The sequence below is a fragment of the Pseudomonas cichorii genome, from assembly GCF_019719005.1.
In the GTDB taxonomy this organism is placed as follows: Bacteria; Pseudomonadota; Gammaproteobacteria; order Pseudomonadales; family Pseudomonadaceae; genus Aquipseudomonas; species Aquipseudomonas cichorii_E.
In genome coordinates this window covers 11,687-29,238 of record NZ_JAIGPJ010000030.1, presented here as the reverse complement: position 1 = coordinate 29,238, position 17,552 = coordinate 11,687, and the positions used below count along the sequence as shown (strand labels likewise).

At 61.2% G+C, this 17,552-nt stretch carries 3 protein-coding genes; 1 reads left to right on the top strand and 2 read right to left on the bottom strand.

Features of this window, described 5'->3' with window-relative positions; genetic code table 11:
- The first annotated feature begins 20 nt into the window (after positions 1–20).
- The gene (locus K5D32_RS19445) at positions 21–2,363 is read left to right on the top strand and encodes a TonB-dependent siderophore receptor (protein WP_260407461.1); all 2,343 of its coding nucleotides are present in this window, start codon (positions 21–23) and stop codon (positions 2,361–2,363) included.
- Between the two features lie 96 nt (positions 2,364–2,459).
- On the opposite strand, the gene K5D32_RS19440 is transcribed toward K5D32_RS19445, so the two are convergent.
- Both K5D32_RS19440 and K5D32_RS19435 read right to left on the bottom strand, forming a co-directional pair.
- Complete coding sequence (locus K5D32_RS19440) at positions 2,460–11,084, bottom strand: non-ribosomal peptide synthetase (RefSeq protein WP_221601483.1); 8,625 nt, start codon at positions 11,082–11,084, stop codon at positions 2,460–2,462.
- 1 nt (position 11,085) lies between these two features.
- Positions 11,086–17,541: a non-ribosomal peptide synthetase gene (locus K5D32_RS19435; RefSeq protein ID WP_221601481.1), complete on the bottom strand. Its 6,456-nt coding sequence runs from the start codon at positions 17,539–17,541 to the stop codon at positions 11,086–11,088.
- Positions 17,542–17,552: the final 11 nt, after the last annotated feature.

Below are 17,552 nucleotides of genomic sequence, written 5' to 3'. Positions count from 1 at the left end.
CAAGGCCTGCGATAAGAGTGATGGGGCTTGCGCTGCTGATGACGTTCAAGGTCGAGGCGCTGGCGCAGGAGATCGAATTCGATATCCCGGCCCAACCCCTGAACAGCGCCCTGAATGAGCTGGGCCGTCAGGGTGATCTGCAAGTGCTGTACAACCCGGACGATATCAAGGGCAAAAGCAGCCAGGCCGTGCGCGGCAGATTTACCCTCGAGCAGGCAGCCAGAAACCTGCTCGATCAGGCCAGAGTGCCTTACAGCCTTGAGAACAACACCCTGACGCTGACCGCCATTATTCCTCCGGTCAGCCTCAAGCCCCTGTCGATTCAGGCACCACCGGCAGGCCTTATTACCGAAGGTTCGGGCTCTTACACCACATCGGCAGTGAGCATCACCAAAAGCGCCCGGTCCCTGCGTGAAATTCCGCAGTCGGTAAGCGTCGTGACCCGCCAGTTGATGAACGACAAGAACCTCTACAGCCTGGAAGACGTGATGGCCCAGGCCACCGGCGTCACTTTTTCCCAGCGCAATTTCGGCTCCCATGTCTTCAGCTCCCGCGGTTTTGCCATGGAAGACGAGAGCTACACCATCGACGGCATCTCCGGTCAGGGCTACAGCGTGACCGGCTGGATGACCCCCGATATGGAAATCTACGACCGGGTGGAAATCCTCCGGGGCGCGGCCGGGCTGCTGATCGGCGCGGGCAACCCCGGCGGCACGGTGAATCTGGTGCGTAAACGCCCGACCGCCATACCGCAGTTTTCGATCACCACCCGCACCGGCACCTGGAACAACAACCGGGTGGATCTGGACGGCAGCAGCAAACTGAACGATTCGGGCAGCATCCGGGGCCGCTTCGTGGCGTCTTATGCCGACCGTGACTACTTTATCGATGGCCTCAGCAAATCCGCCCCGCTGTTGTACGGCATCCTCGAAGCCGACCTGAATGACGACACCACCCTGGCTGTGGGCGTTCGCCGTCAGGAAGCCGATATCAAAGGCTTCACCATCTTCGGCCTGCCCCGCTACAGCGATGGCAGTGCCCTGGACGTACCACGCTCGACTTCCCTGGCCCAGGACTGGAACCGTCACCAGACCCGCACGGACGAAGTGTTCACGGAACTGGATCATCACTTCAGCGAGAACTGGTCGGGCACACTGTCCGCCACCCATTCCACGGGTTCGTTCGAGCAGAAAGTGGCCTATGCCCAAGGTGCCATCGACCCGACGACATTGACCGGCTCACGTATCGCTCGAACCCTGTTCCGCTCCGACCAATTGCACAGCAACGGTTTCGATGCGCACATGGACGGCCATTTCGAGGCGTTCGGCCTGGAACACCAGCTAACCTTCGGCGGCAACTGGTCGGAGCAGATGCGTAAGTCCAGCCAGGTCAATGTGACCTCCAACCAGCCCATCGATGTATTCGACCCCGACAGCCACCTGATTGCCGAGCCGGCCCAACCCGACTGGACCTCCATCACCGACTTCAGTGACAAACGCTATGGCGCCTACGCCAATCTGCGCCTGCATCTGTCGGAGTCCTTGAGCCTGGTCATGGGCGGCCGCCTCAGCTGGTATGACTACCAGACCCAGGCGGCGGGCGTCACTCGAAAATCCATAGAGCAACATGAACTCACGCCTTTCATAGGCACGATCTACGACCTGAATCCGAACTGGTCGTTGTATGCCAGTTACACCGATATCTTCCTGCCCCAAAGCGTTTACCGGGATGCTGCCGGCAACCTGCTGAAACCGGCCATCGGCGCAAACTACGAAACCGGAATCAAAGGCGAACTCTTCGATCAACGCCTGAATCTTTCCTTTGCGATGTTTTACGTCAAGCAGAAGGATGTGGCGGTGGAAGACAACGCCAATCCTGGCGAATGCCTGATGAACGATATCTACGGAACCTGCTACCTGAACGGCAATATCCGCCGCAGCAAGGGGTTTGAAGTAGAAGCCAGCGGCGAACCCCTGCCCGGCCTGCAAACCGTGGCGGGCTACACCTTCAATATGACCCGTGGCAGCGACGGCCAGTCCATTTCGGCCGAAACACCCCGGCACCTGTTCCGCATGACCGGCAACTACACCCTGCCCGGTACCTGGAGCCGCCTGACCCTCGGCGCCGGGGTTTCAGCCCAGAGCGGCTATTCAGAAGCCGAATCATCAGCAGAAATCAAAAACCCCGGACGCGCCATCTGGGATGCCAGAGCCTCCTGGAAAATCGACGAAAACTGGAGTGTGGCCCTCAACGGCAACAACCTGCTGGACCGCAAGTATTACAAGGCGACCGGGGATGTCGACCGAGGGAATTACTACGGCGACCCGCGTAATTATATGCTCACGCTGCGAGGGGAGTTTTAGAGCTGGTGAAGGCAGCAGCGGCAAGCTACAAGCTACAAGCTACAAGCTACAAGCTTTTGACTTGAAGCTTAAAGCTTGCCGCTTGCCGCTTGCCGCTCAAACCCTAAGCCGCTCCACCACCGAGCCTAAAAACGCCTCCCCTATCACAATATTGTCGTGCCGTTCCTGAATGGTGATCGAGGAGCGCAACCCGTTGACCGAGCATTGTTCTTCCACCACGGTTTGCGCCTTGAGGATCTGGTCCGGTTCGCGGCTTTGTCCTGCCCACCAGCAATCCACTTTTACGTCGAGTGTCTTGAGGGTGAAGGCTTCGGCCAGTACGGCGTTGGCGTGCAGCAGTTTGTAGCCGGTTTCGATTTCATCCTGAATGGCGATGTCCTGGAACACGCTGCGCAAGCTTTCGACGCCGATACCGGCATCCTGAGCAACCTGTTCGATCACACGATCAGCGATTTCACGCTCGTCCTTGAGCGATACCCTGGCGCTTGCGATCAATTCCATCACACGCTCCCGAGCCAGCCCCGGCACGAAGGCCACCAGACTCTGGATCAGGCTCTGGAACAGGTTCTGGTCCTGATTCTGTGCCCGGACTTCAGGGTCTTCTTCGATCCAGCTCAGGCCTGCGGAAGCCGGCAGCATCGTGTCCACCAGTGCCAGGAAGTTCACCTTGTCACCGCCGCGTTCAAGAATATGCGCGACATCGATGGCCAAGGCTCCGCCCAGGGACCAGCCCAGCAGGTTGTAAGGGCCGACAGGCTGGGTGAGTCTGATCTGCTCAACAAAGTAACCGACCATTTCCTCCCATGACCTGTCGAACCAGCCCGGCACCACATAGGCCTTGTTGACCAGGCCATACACCGGCCGATCTTCGCTCAGTCGGCCTGCCAGCGGGTAATAGGAGTAAGTGCCGCCGCCACCCGGCGGCAGGCAGAACAGCGGGGTCTTGTCAGACTGGTTGTTGTTCATGCGGATCACCGCAGACTTGACCTTCGCCTCGCCTGCACGCAGGAAGTCCGCCAGTTCGCCAAGCGTCTGCATCAGCAGGAAGTCATGCAGCTTGATGGAGATATCGAACGTTTCACGAATCCTGCCCGCCAGGGACACCGCCAGCAGCGAGTGGCCGCCCAGAGCAAAGAAGTTGTCGTTCAAGCCAACCCGCTCGACCTTCAGCACGTCCGCCCAAAGAGCAGCCAGCCGCTCTTCCAGTTCGGTACGCGGCGCGACATAACCTTGCTGCAACTGACTGGCATCGGGTTTTGGCAGGGCCTTGCGGTCCAGCTTGCCGTTGGCAGTCAACGGCATGACTTCAAGTGCGACAAAGTGCGTCGGCACCATGTAATCCGGCAGCAGCGTTTTGAGGTGTTCCTTCAGTTCATTCGCATCCTGTGCCCCATCGTTCGCCACCCAGTAGGCCACAAGCTGCTTGCCGCTCGGGCCGTCAATGTCGATCACATGGGCTTCGCGCACGCCCGGATGTTCATTGAGCCGCGCCTCGATTTCACCCAGTTCGATGCGCAGGCCGCGAATCTTGATCTGATGGTCGATCCGCCCTGCGTAATCGATCACCCCGTCGTCGCCATAACGCGCCAGATCGCCGGTGCGATACAGACGACCGCCCTCCGTCGAGAACGGATCGGGTACAAAGCGTTCGGCGGTCAGCGCAGCACGCTGGTGATAACCCCGCGCCAGACCGACGCCGCCCAGATACAGTTCGGCCGCAGCGCCACGGGCTGCTGGTAGCAGGCCATCATCCAGAATGTGCGTCTTGAGATTATCGATAGGCCGACCGATCGGCACGCTCAGGGTATCGTCCGGCGTGCAGGTCCAGTGGGTCACGTCGATGGCCGCTTCGGTCGGGCCATAGAGGTTGAACAGACCGGCCTGAGGCAGACGCTTGAGCACCTGCGACGCCAGCTCCGCAGGCAAGGCCTCGCCACTGCACACCACGCGGCGCAGGCTGTGGCAGCTTTCAACCTGTTCATGGGTCATGAAGGCCTGGAGCATCGAGGGTACGAAGTGCAGGGTCGTGACGCCGTGCTGGGCGATGGTCTGCACCAGTCGCTCAGGGTCCCGATGATCGCCCGGCAAGGCTATCGCCAGACGTGCGCCGGTGAGCAGCGGCCAGAAGAACTCCCAGACCGAAACGTCGAAGCTGAACGGGGTTTTCTGCAACACAGTGTCGCTGGCATCCAGCCCGTAGGCTTTCTGCATCCAGTGCAGGCGGTTGACCAGGGCCAGATGGCTGTTGCCTGCGCCTTTGGGCTTGCCCGTGGAGCCTGAGGTGTAGATCACATACGCCAGGTTTTGCGGATGAGTGCGGTTGACCGGGTTGTCCTGGCTGTAAGCCTCCAGCCAGTCGCCTTCCTGATCCAGACACAAGGTTTGTACATGACCGGGTACCGGCAGGCCTTGCAGCAGCGACGTCTGGGTCAGCAGCAGGCCAATGCCGCTGTCGGCCAGCATATAGGCCAGACGATCCTGCGGATAATCCGGGTCCAGCGGCACATAAGCGCCACCGGCCTTGAGAATCGCCAGCAAGCCGATCACCAGTTCCAGACTGCGCTCGACGCAGATCCCCACCAGCGCATCCGGACCGATACCCGACTCGCGCAGTTTGTGGGCCAACTGGTTGGCGCGTGCGTTCAGTTGCGCATAGCTCATCTGCTGATTGCCGAAGATCAGCGCCGGAGCATCGGGGGTCGCCAGCACCTGGGCTTCGATCAGGGTTTGTACGCACCGCTCGCCCGGGAACTCGGCAGAGGTGGCGTTCCAGTCGTGCAGAATCTGTTGCTGTTCTTGCTCATTCAGCAGCGACAACTCACCGATGGCTGCAGCCGGATCACGCACCAGTGCCTGAAGCAGATGCTGGAAGTGAGTGGCCAGTTGCGTCACCCCCTCTTCGCTGAAGTGCTGCCGGGCGTAACTCAGGCGCAAGGACAACGCTTCGCCCAGATTCACCACCAGGGTCAGCGGGTAATGAGTCTGTTCCTGGTTGATCAGGCCGCTGAAGGCCAGACCGTCCGGCGAAGCCTGTTGCAGGGCTTCGGACACCGGGTAGTTCTCGAACACCAGAATGTTGTCGAACAGCGCTTCGCCACCGCTGGCGGCCAGGCGCTGGATTTCGTACAGCGGCGTATGTTCGTACTCGCGCAGGGCAATGTTCTTGGCCTGAACCTGCTGCACCCAGTCCGCCACGCTCTGTTCAGGGCGCGGGCTGGCAATGACCGGCAAGGTGTTGATGAACAGGCCAAGCTGCTCTTCGACACCCGGCAAATCCGCTGGACGTCCTGCCACGGTAGCACCGAAGGTCACGCTGGATTGCCCGGTATAACGCTGCAACAGCAACAGCCACGCCGATTGCACCAGCGTGTTCAGCGTCACGCGCTGCTCACGGGCAAACTCGCTCAGGCGCTGGGTGCTGGCCGCATCGATCAACTGGAAGTGATCGCCATGGCCCTGCCCGCCGGCATGGGACTTGAGCGCCTGCACCAGGCGGGTCGGCTCATCCAGCTCGGCCACCTGCTCGGTCCAGAAGCGCTCGCTGGCCTGTGCATCCTGGCGTTGCAGCCATTCGATGTAATCGCGATAACGGCTGCCCTGTTGTGGCATTGGCTGACCGCTGTAGCGTTGCAGCACTTCGCCCAACAGACGCGAACTGCTCCAGCCATCCATGAGGATGTGATGGCTGGTGTAGATCAGGTGATGGGTATTGTCGCCGGTGCGCAATACCGCCAAGCGCAATAGCGGGCCTTGAGCCAGATTGAAACCTTTTTGCCGATCCGCCTGTGCCCAGTTATCCAGCCAGACAGCGGATTGCCCCTGAGCATCCAGCTCGACAAAGGGCACCTTCACCGTGCGCTGCACCACTTGCAGCGAATGCTCCAGATGGCTGACGAAACCACTGCGCAGCACTTCATGGGCATCCACTGTCGCTTGCCACGCCGCCTGAAAGCGCCCGACTTCAAGACCGGCCACATCGACGCGCATCTGGTTGATGTAGTTGCCCGCTTCTTCCTCGAACAGGGTATGGAACAGCATGCCTTGCTGCATCGGCGACAGTGGATAGATGTCTTCGATCTCACGAGGGTTGACCGACAGACGACCCAGCTGCTTCTGGCTCAAGCGGGCCAGCGGGAAGTCGGACGGGGTAATGCCGCTCGCGCCCTCGGTGGTGCAATGGGCGATCAGTTGCTGCAATTCCTGAGCGTATTCATCAGCCAGACGTTGCAGCGTGTTGTGCTCGAAAAGCGCCGCGCTGAAACTCCAGCTCAGGCGCAACTCGCCGTTGTAGACCTGACCATTGATGCTGATCGGTGCGGCCAACGGAGCCTCACTACTCTGGGACGAGCCACTGCTCTCGCCAGAGGGCGCGAACAATGCGTCGCTGGCATCGAAACTGCCGTCGAACTGACCCAGGTAGTTGAAGACGATACTGCCCTGCGCCAGTTGTTGCAGGCTATGGCGCACAGGTTCCGTGCCGAGATAACGCAACACGCCGTAACCGATGCCCTTGTTGGGGATGGCGCGCAGTTGCTCCTTGATCGACATGATCGAATCGGCAAGGGATACATGCGGGGTGAGCCTGACTGGATACAGGCTGCTGAACCAGCCCACGGTGCGGCTCAGGTCAATGTCGTCGAACAGGTCTTCACGGCCATGGCCTTCCAGCTTGATCAAGGTATCAGGCTGGCCGGTCCAGCGGCTGATCACACGGGCCAGCGCGGTGAGCAACAGGTCGTTGACCTGAGTGCGATAGGCGGCCGGAGCGTCCTGCAGCAGTTGCCGGGTCAGCTCACTGTTCAAGTGAGTGGTCACGGAAGCAGCGTGTTTCTGCTGCTGGCCGCCGCCCGGATGGTCGACTGGCAAGGCATCGCTGACGTCCTGCAACTGCGCCTGCCAGTAAGCCAGCTCCGACTTCAGCGCCGGGCTTTGGGCGTAAGTGTGCAACTGCTCAGCCCAGGTCTTGAGGGAACTGGTTTTGGCGGGCAATGCCAGAGCCTTGCCGGTATTCAGCGCGACGTAAGCCTGTTGCAGGTCTTCCAGCAAGACACGCCAAGACACGCCATCCACGACCAAGTGATGGATAACCAGCAGCAGACGCTGCTCGCCTTCAGGCAGGTTGACCAGCACTGCGCGCAGCAGCGGGCCGTTTTTCAGGTCAAGACTGCGCTGGGCTTCGTCCGCCAGTTCAGTCAGGCGCGACAGGTCATTGAGTTCGTGTTCCCAGAGCAAGTCGCGGGTGTTCAGCGGCCCGAAGGTCGCCTGCCATTGGCCGTCCTGTTGGGCAAAGCCCAGGCGCAACGCATCATGCTGCTCGATCAAGGCCTGCAGGGCCGCCAGCAGATGGCTGGCTTCCAGCGGGCGATTGGGCTTGAGCATCACCGACTGGTTCCAGTGGTGACGCTCGGGAATGTTCATCTCGAAGAAGCGGGCCTGAATCGGCAGCAACGGCAATTTGCCGCTCACCTGCTCGACAACCGCAGCCGGCTTCTTCTGGATCAGTTTGGCCACCGTCGCCAGTTGGGCGATGGTCTGTTTCTCGAACAGTTGCTTGGGGCTCAGCTTGAGGCCCTGACGCTTGGCGCGGGCAATGATTTGCAGGCTGAGGATCGAGTCGCCCCCCAACTCGAAGAAGTTATCGGTGGTGCCGACTTTCTCCAGCTTGAGCACATCGGCCCAGACGGCAGCGAGTTTTTCCTCGATCTCGCCCACCGGTGCGGTATAGCGTTGTTTGACCACGCCCGGCTTGGGCAAGGCGCGCTTGTCCAGCTTGCCGTTGGCGGTCAGCGGCAGGCGCTCCAGCACCACGAACTGCGCAGGCACCAGGTATTCCGGCAGGCTGGCGGTCAGGTGCTCGCGCAGAGTGTCGACTTGCAGTGTGGAGCCCGCAGCCGCCACGCAATAGGCCACCAGTTGCAGGCGGGATTCGTCGCTTTCCAGCGGCAGGGCCAGCACCACGGCTTCGGCCACGCCCTCCAGCCCTTGCAGCACCTGACCCACTTCGCCCGGCTCGACCCGATAGCCGCGAATCTTCACCTGATCGTCGGCACGCCCCAGGTATTCCAGCAAACCGTCTACCCAGCGCGCACGGTCACCCGCACGGTACAGGCGTTCGCCATCGCCTTCCGGGTCCGGCACAAAACGTTCGGCAGTCATGGCCGCACGGCCCAGATAACCCTGGGCCAGACCGCGCCCGCCCAGGTACAACTCACCGGCCACCCGTTCGGCCATGGGGTTCAGCCAGGCATCCAGCACCCGCGCTTTGCCATTGGCCAGGGGTTGGCCTACAGGCACGCTGCGGCAGGCCTCCAGTTTTTCCTGCACCTCATGGGTCAGGATGCCCACCGTGGTTTCGGTCGGGCCGTAGTGGTTGACGATCCGGCAGCCCGGCTTGAGGGTGCGGACCTGTTCGATCAAGGCCCAGGAACTGGCCTCGCCGCCCAGAATCAGCAACTGGCTCGGCAGCACATCGGCCGACCTTGCCGCCTGCAACAGACCTTGCAGATGGCTCGGCACGATCTTCAGCACTTCCACCTGATGCTCGGCCATGTACGCGGCAAAACCATCGGGATCGAAAGCCTGCTCATGGGACAGCAAGTGCAGTTGACGACCGGATGCCAGGGCACCGAACAACAGCGTATGCCCGAGGTCCGCAGCCACGGTGGAAACCATGGCCATGCTCGCAGTGGCGCTCAGGGCCAGACGCTGAAGCACGCCTTGCAGGTAGTTGGCCAGCGCGCCATGGTTGATGACCACGCCCTTGGGCTGCCCGGTGGAGCCGGAGGTGTAGATGATGTAGGCCGGTTGTTCCGACGCCACTTGAATATTCAGCGGGCTCGTATCGGTAGCGGCCCACAGGCTGGCTTCATAGGCCAGAACAGGGCAGATGCCAAGGCCAGCAGCCTTGTCATCGCCACGGGCGTGGATCAGCAGCACCGCGCCGCTGTCTCTGGCCAGTTGCTGCAAGCGCTCGGCGGGTTGCTGAGTGTCCAGCGGCAGGTACACCGCGCCCAGTTTCAGCACGGCCAACAGGCTGACCACCCACTCCACCGAACGGTCCTGACACAGCGCCACGGTCATGCCCGCGGCAATGCCTTCGCCTTGCAGGTAACGGGAGAGCTGGTTGGAGCGCTGCTCCAGTTCGTCATAGCTCAGCACGTGCTGGCCGACGCGCAAGGCGGGTTTGCCCTGCCCGGTTTGCAGGCCTTTTCGCCAAAGAGTCAGGAAGTCGGAGCTGGCAAAATCGGCCGCCTGAAGTGCAGGCACAGCCGTAGCGTTCAACGGATGATCCGCCAGACGCTCGCCGGAATGCGCCACCAGCGCTTCCAGCACCTCATGCAACGACGCAGCGATACGCTCGATGGTCGAGGCCTCGAACAGGTCGGTCGCGTAGGTGAAATAACCGCGCAAGCCTGACGGGGTGTCGGTGAAGTCAAAGGCCAGATCGAAACGTGCATCGCCGCCGCCCACCGGGAATTCGGCCACCGTCAGACCGGCCAGGGCCTTACCGGCGTCGCCTTCATCACCGGCGAACACATGCTGGTTGATCTTGAACTGGAACAGCGGGTTGTGGCCCAGATTACGCTCGGGTGCCAGGGCATCCACCAGATGCTCGAACGGCAGTTCCTGATGGGACTGCGCGCCCATCACCACGCTCTTCACCTGATCCAGCAGTTCGGCAAAGGTCTGGCGCTCATCCACCTGAATGCGCAGCACCTGAGTATTGATGAAGAAGCCGATCAGGCCTTCAAGCTCGCGGCGGGTACGCCCGGCATTGGGCGCGCCGATGCGAATATCGGCCTGACCGCTGTAGCGCGAAAGCACCACCGACAGCGCGGCCAGGGTCAGCATGAAGACAGTCTGGCCGTTATTGCGCGCCAGGGTCTTGAGCTGGGCGGAGAGTTTTTCCGGCAGATCGGCACGCACAATGGCACCGCGATAACTCGGCTGAACCGGCCGCTCATGGTCCAGCGGCAATTCCAGCAAGGGATGCTCGCTGCCCAGTTGCTGCTTCCAGTACTCTAGCTGACGCTCGCCCTCCCCGGCCTCCAGCCAGGCGCGCTGCCAGATAGCGTAGTCGGCGTATTGAATCGACAGCGGCGGCAGTTGCGCTGCCTGACCTGCGACCTGCGCCTGATAGAGCTGGACGAACTCGCGAATCAGCAATTCCCCCGACCAGCCATCGGACACCACATGATGCATGCACACGGTCAGCACATGTTCAGCGTCGCTCAGGCGGAACAGCTTCACCCGCAGCAGCGTGCCACTTAGCAGGTCAAAAGGCGTCTGCAGTTCGGCCTTGACCTGCGCCTCGATATCGTCAGCGCTGGCATGAGCCACTTCCAGTGCCACGCTCGCCTGCTCAAGAATTTCCTGATGAAACTCGCCCTCCACCGAGACGAATCGGGTGCGCAGGGTTTCATGGCGTTGCACCAGCCGCTCAAGGGCCTGCGCCAGAGCGCGCTCGTCCAGCGGGCCGTTCAGGCGCACAGCCAGCGGCACGTTGTAGGCAATATTGCCCGGCTCCAGTTGCCAGAGGAACAACATGCGCTGCTGGGCGTAGGACAACGGAATGCGTTGCACGTCATGGCGGGTCACCGCGATGGGCAACAACCTGAAGCTTTGCCCGGTCTCGCTCATCTTGGTGAGGATCTGGCGGCGCTGCTCCACGGGCAAACCGACGAAGCGCTGGGCAATACGTTCTGCTGCAGACTTTTCCATGTCAGATACCCGCCATTTCATTCATCATTTTTTCGATATCGGACAAGCCGTCCTCGGTCAGCGACAAGCCGCTGCTCTCCAGTGCCTGGATAAAGTCGTTCAATTGCGGTTTCTCGAAAACAAGGCGCAGGGGTACATCGACCCCCAGGCCTGAATGGATTCTGGAAATAAGCCGGGCCGCCAGCAGTGAATGCCCGCCCAGCTCGAAAAAGTCATCGGTCAGGCCGACACGCTCGACCTTCAGCACTTGCGCCCAGATCTCGGCGATCTGCCGTTCCTGCTCGGTGGACGGTGCCACGTAACTGCGCTGCAACTGGCTGGCATCGGGCTTGGGCAGCGCCTTGCGATCCAGCTTGCCGTTGGGGGTCAGCGGCATCTGCGCCAGGCAGACGAAGTGACTCGGCACCATGTAATCCGGCAAGCTGCCCCGCAGATGCGCCTTGAGTTCGTCACGCAGGGCATTGGGGTCCCGGGTAGCGTCAGCGGGCACCAAGTAGGCCACCAGTTGCTTGCCCGCAGGCCCGTCGACATCGATGACCGTGGCTTCATGAACACGTGGGTGCTCTTGAAGGCTGGCTTCGATTTCACCCAGCTCGATACGGAAACCGCGAATCTTCACTTGATGGTCCAGACGCCCGACGTACTCGATCACCCCGTCGGCGTGATAGCGCGTCAGGTCGCCGGTGCGGTACAGCCGCGAACCGGGCGGACCGAACGGGTCGGGAATGAAGCGCTCGGCGGTGAGCGCAGCCCGCTGGTGATAACCGCGAGCCAGGCCATCGCCACCGATCAGCAATTCACCTCGGGTGCCAATCGGCAACACATTGATATCGTCGCTGACAATGTGCAGACGGGTATTGGCCAGAGGCCGACCCAGCCAGATATCGTCGCTGCGGGTCAGGTAATGGCGCGCCGACCAGATGGTGGTTTCCGTCGGCCCGTAGACGTTCCAGACATGCCCGGTCTGATCGATCAGCCGCTGGGCCAGCTCGTTGCTCAAGGCCTCGCCGCCACACAGTACGGTCTTGCCGTGCAAGGCACCCGCCGGAGCGCTGTCCAGCAGCATGCGCCAAGTGGACGGCGTGGCCTGGATCACGCTGACCGCCTGTTGCGCAATCACGGCCAGCAAGGCTTGCGGGTCCTTGTTTTCATCAGGGCGCAACAGCACCACCGAAGCGCCGCGCATCAGCGGCAGGTACAACTCCAGCCCGGCGATATCGAACGACAGCGAAGTCAGGGACAGGACCTTGTCTGTGGCACTCAACCCCGGCTGTTCCGCCATGCTATGGAGGAAGTTGACCAGCGCCTGATGGCCGATGGTCACGCCTTTTGGCAGACCGGTGGAGCCCGAGGTATAGATCACATAAGCCAGGTTTTGCGGCCGCGCCGGATTGACCAGGTTTTCGCTGCTGTAACCTGCCAGCCAGTCACCGGCCTGATCCAGACAAAGGCTCTGGACGGATGCGGGGATCGGCAGACGCTCACGTAGCGCCGTCTGGGTCAGCAGCCATTGCAGGCCGCTGTCTTCGATCATGTAGGCCAGACGATCCTGAGGGAAATCCGGGTCCAGCGGCACATAGGCACCGCCCGCCTTGAGAATCGCCAGCAGGCCGACAACCTGTTCCAGGCTGCGCTGCACCGCGACACCCACCAGCACATCCGGGCCAACGCCCAGTTCACGTAGCTTATGGGCCAACTGGTTGGCTCGGCTGTTGAGCTGGCGATAGGTCAGTTGTTCATTGCCGAGAACCAATGCCACCGCATCCGGCGCGGCCTGAACCTGAGCCTCGATCAGTGCCGGCAGGCATTGCTCGCTCGGGTAAACGGCGGCGCTGTCGTTCCAGCCTTGCAGAATCTGCTGACGCTCGGCCTCGCTCTGCATCGGCAGTTCGCTGACCCGCTGGCGGGCATTGATGCAGATGGCTTTGAGCAAAGTCAGCCAGTGGTCGGCCATACGCTCGATGGTCGCGCTGTCGAACAGCGCGGTCGCATAAATCAGGCCTGCGCTCAGGCCGTCAGCATGTTCTGTAGTACCAAGGCTCAGGTCGAACTGCGCCGCATGGCTGTCCGACTCAAGCCCTTTGATGCTCAGCCCGGACAATTCGCGAACGTCTGCATTGGCCTGGGTCTGGTGATTGAACATCACCTGGAACAGCGGGCTATGGCTCAGGCTGCGCTGCGGTTGCAAGGCTTCCACCAGTTGCTCGAATGGCAACTCCTGATGGGCCTGAGCCTGCAAGGCAGTCTGTTTGACCTGCTGCAACAGCTCGCTGAACGTGGTGTGCAGATCGAACTCGACGCGCAGCACCTGAGTGTTGACGAAGAAGCCGATCAGGCCCTCGGTTTCAGCGCGGGTACGGTTGGCAATCGGTACGCCGATGCGAATGTCGTTCTGCCCGGAATGGCGATGCAACAGGCTCTGGAACGAAGCCAGCAGCAACATGAACAGCGTCACGCCTTCCTGGCGCGCCACGTTTCTGAGGCTATCCACCAGACCGTTTTCCAGCTCAAGGCCGAATCTTGCACCGGCATGGCTTTGCACAACGGGTCTTGGTCGATCGGCAGGCAACTCCAGAATCGGCTGCTCGTCACCCAGTTGCTCTTTCCAGTAGGCCAGTTGCCGGGCCTGTTCACCCGCCTCCATCCAGGTGCGCTGCCACAGGGCGTAATCGGCGTATTGAATCGCCAGTTCACCCAGATCCACTTCACGCCCCTGACTGTAGCCTTCGTACAGGCGCACCAGTTCGTCGACCATGATCGGCATCGACCAGCCATCGGAGACGATATGGTGCTGGGTCAGCACCAGCACATGCTCGTTCTCGCCCAGGTTCAGCAGCTTGACCCGCAACAGCGGCCCTTGCTCCAGATCGAAGGAACGCTGCACTTCCTGCTGCACGCAGGCTTCCAGCGTTTGGCCGGCTGGCACATGCTCGACAGGGAGCGTGAACAACGACGCCGGATGAATAACCTGCTCCGCATGCTCACCGTTCTGGCGGAAGGTGGTGCGCAGGGTTTCATGACGGGCGATCAGGGCCGTGAAGCTCTGCTCCAGCGCCTCGATATCCAGCGACCCGCTCAGGCGCAAGGCCGCTGGCATGTTGTACGCGGTGCTCTCTGGCTCAAGCTGCCAGAGGAACCACTGACGTTGCTGGGCATAGGACAAGCCCAACGGCTGGCTGCGATCTGCTTTAACGAATCCCGGAGCCTGACTGGTCTGACCCTGATCCGCAGCCTGAGCAAAACTGGCCAGACTCTGGGCTTCAAACAGGTTACGCAACGACAGTTCGAGGTTCAGTTGCTGACGAATACGGGAAATCACCTGAGTCGCCAGCAGCGAATGGCCACCCAGTTCAAAGAAGTTATCGTTCAAACCAACCCGTTCGACTTTCAGCACGTCCGCCCAGATGGCTGCCAATTGCTGCTCCAACTCGCTCTGGGGCTCCACATAGCTGCTCTGCAACTGACTGGCATCCGGTTTCGGCAAAGCCTTGCGGTCCAGCTTGCCGTTGCCGGTCAATGGCATGGCATCCAGCACTACAAAGTGAGTCGGCACCATGTAATCCGGCAGATGGGCCTTGAGCTCGGCTTTCAGCTCTTCGCGCAGGGCTTGCGGGTCGATGCTTGAATCCTGAGGTACCAGATACGCCGCCAGTTGCCCGTCCAGCGCCAGTACGATGACTTCCCGGACACTGGCCTGCGCTTGCAGGCGCGCTTCGATTTCACCCAGCTCAATGCGGAAGCCGCGAATCTTCACCTGATGGTCGATACGACCGGCGTACTCGATCACGCCTTCGGAGCGATAGCGGGCCAGGTCGCCGGTGCGATACAAGCGGCCGCCATCCTGAGAGAACGGGTCCGGCACAAAGCGCTCGGCCGTCAGGGCTGCACGGTTGTGATAACCCCGCGCCAAGCCAGCATGGCCGATATGCAGTTCGCCGCTGCAACCCAGCGCCACCGGATTGAAATCCGCATCCAGCACGTACCAGGACAAATCCGGAATCGCCTCGCCAATGGGGCTGGCGGCACTCAAGGTGTCCGCCTGGGTAATCGGGCGATAAGTCACGTGAACCGTGGTTTCGGTGATGCCGTACATATTGATCAGTTGCGGGCTTTGATCGCCGAATCGCTCAAACCATGGAGCCAGACTGGTGACGTCCAGCGCCTCGCCACCGAAGATCACCGAGCGCAGGGCCAACGCTTTTTCGCTGTCGCAAGCGACCCGCATCAACTGCTTGAACGCCGATGGCGTCTGGTTCAGCACCGTGACGTTTTCCTGCACCAGCAAGGCATGGAAATCTTCCGGCGAACGGCTGACGTCCCGAGGCACGATCACCAGGCGTCCGCCGTGCAACAGCGCGCCGAAAATCTCCCAGACCGAGAAGTCGAAGGCGTAGGAATGGAACAAGGTCCACACGTCCTGATCGTCAAACCTGAACCACTCATCGGTGGCCGCAAACAGACGCATCAGATTGTGATGGGGCAGCAGCGTGCCTTTCGGCTTGCCAGTGGAGCCAGAGGTGTAAATCACGTAAGCCAGGTTATCCGGCGTCGTCAGATTGACCGGGTTGCTGTCGGCATAGCCTTCCAGCGAATCGCTCAGGGACAGGGTTTTCACCTGCGGTGGCAGCGGCAAACTGGCCAGCAGGTGATCCTGGGTCAGCAGCAGTGCGATGCCGCTGTCGTCCATCAGGTAATTCAAACGCTCCGGTGGAGAATCCGGGTCCAGCGGCACATAGGCGCCACCGGCCTTGAGGATCGCCAGCAGGCCGACGATCATTTCCAGGCTGCGCTCAACCGCCAGCCCGACCCGTACATCCGGGCCAACGCCCTGCTCCCGCAGTTTATGGGCCAACTGGTTGGCGCGACGGTTCAGGGCTTCGTAAGTCAGTTGTTCATTGCCCAGGCTCAGGGCAATGGCCTGGGGTACGCGAGCGGCCTGGGTTTCGATCAGTTGATGAGCGCACTGCACGCTTGGGAAAACCGCCACCTCGCGGTTCCAGTCCAGCAGCGTTTGCTCCCGCTCGGCAGCGCTCAGCAAGGGCAGGTCCGCAATACGCTGCTGGATATTGGCAGTCATGGCCTGCAGCACATTGCGCCAGTGCTCGGCCATGCGCTCGATGGTGGCGGCATCGAACAGGTCGGTGGCGTAGATCAGCGAAGCACCCAGGCCGTCTTCCCGCTCGCAGGTGTCCAGGGTCAAATCGAACTGCGCGGTGTGCTTGTCCGACACCTGATATTCCAGCCGCAGGCCGGGCAACTGCCGCGCCTCGTTCCGGCCTTGGGTCTGATGGTTGTAGGCCACCTGAAACAGCGGACTGCGACTCAAGTCGCGCTCCGGCTGCAAGGCTTCCACCAGTTGCTCGAAAGGCAAATCCTGATGGGCCTGAGCCTGCAAGGCGGTCTGCTTGATCTGCTGCAACAACTGGACAACGGTTGTCTGCGGATCGAACCCGGCCTTGAGCACCTGGGTGTTGACGAAGAAGCCGATCAGGCCCTCGGTTTCGGCGCGGGTGCGGTTGGCAATCGGCACGCCGACACGCACATCGTTTTGCCCGGTATAGCGATGCAACAGGGTCTGGAACGACGCCAGCAACAGCATGAATAAGGTAACGCCCTGTTGCCGCGCCACGTCCTTCAAACGGCCCAGCAATGCGCCATCGAGTTCGACATTAAGGCGTGCGCCGCCATAGGTCCGCACCGCCGGGCGCGGGCGATCGGTGGGCAGTTCAAGCACCGGCTGCTGGTCGCCCAACTGGTTTTTCCAATAGGCCAGCTGACGCTCCTGCTCGCCCATCTCAAGCCAGTTGCGCTGCCACAAGGCGTAATCGGCGTACTGGATCGGCAGCGCGGCCAGTTCCGGCTCGCGTCCCTGGCTGCAGGCCTCGTAAAAGCGCAGCAGCTCATCGACCATGATCGGCATCGACCAGCCATCGGAGACGATATGGTGTTGGGTCAGCACCAGCACATGTTCGTTGTCGTTCAGGCTCAACAGCTTGACCCGCAACAGCGGCCCTTTTTGCAGATCGAAGGGGCGCTGCACTTCCTGTTCGACGTACGCCTCGACCGTTTCACCAGTCTGCAACCGGTCCACGTTCAAGGCGAAAGTGCCAGCCGGATGCACCACTTGCAGGGCGTTATCGCCTTGCTGCTCGAAGGTGGTACGCAGGGTTTCGTGGCGGGCAATGAGGTGTTCGAAACTGCGGCGCAAGGCCTCGACATTCAAGCTGCCGTGCAGGCGCAAGGCCAGGGGGATGTTGTAGGTGGCGCCTTGAGGGTCAAGCTGCCAGATGATCCATTGCCGCTGCTGGGCGAAAGAAAGCGCAGAAGGCTCCTGCGACTCTCTCTTGAAGATTGGCGTGACGGCGTAGAGATTCACCCCCTGTCGCTTCAGCAGTACCGCCAGCGCCTTTCGTTCACGGGCGGACAGCGATTTAACGGACTCAAGCAACTCTTGCACGGGGGTATCTC

What these genes read in the sequence shown, in the direction of transcription:
- K5D32_RS19445 (WP_260407461.1), top strand. Translation starts at nt 21, where the DNA reads ATGGGGCTTGCGCTGCTGATGACGTTCAAGGTCGAGGCGCTGGCGCAG.
- K5D32_RS19440 (WP_221601483.1), bottom strand. Translation starts at nt 11,084, where the DNA reads ATGGAAAAGTCTGCAGCAGAACGTATTGCCCAGCGCTTCGTCGGTTTG.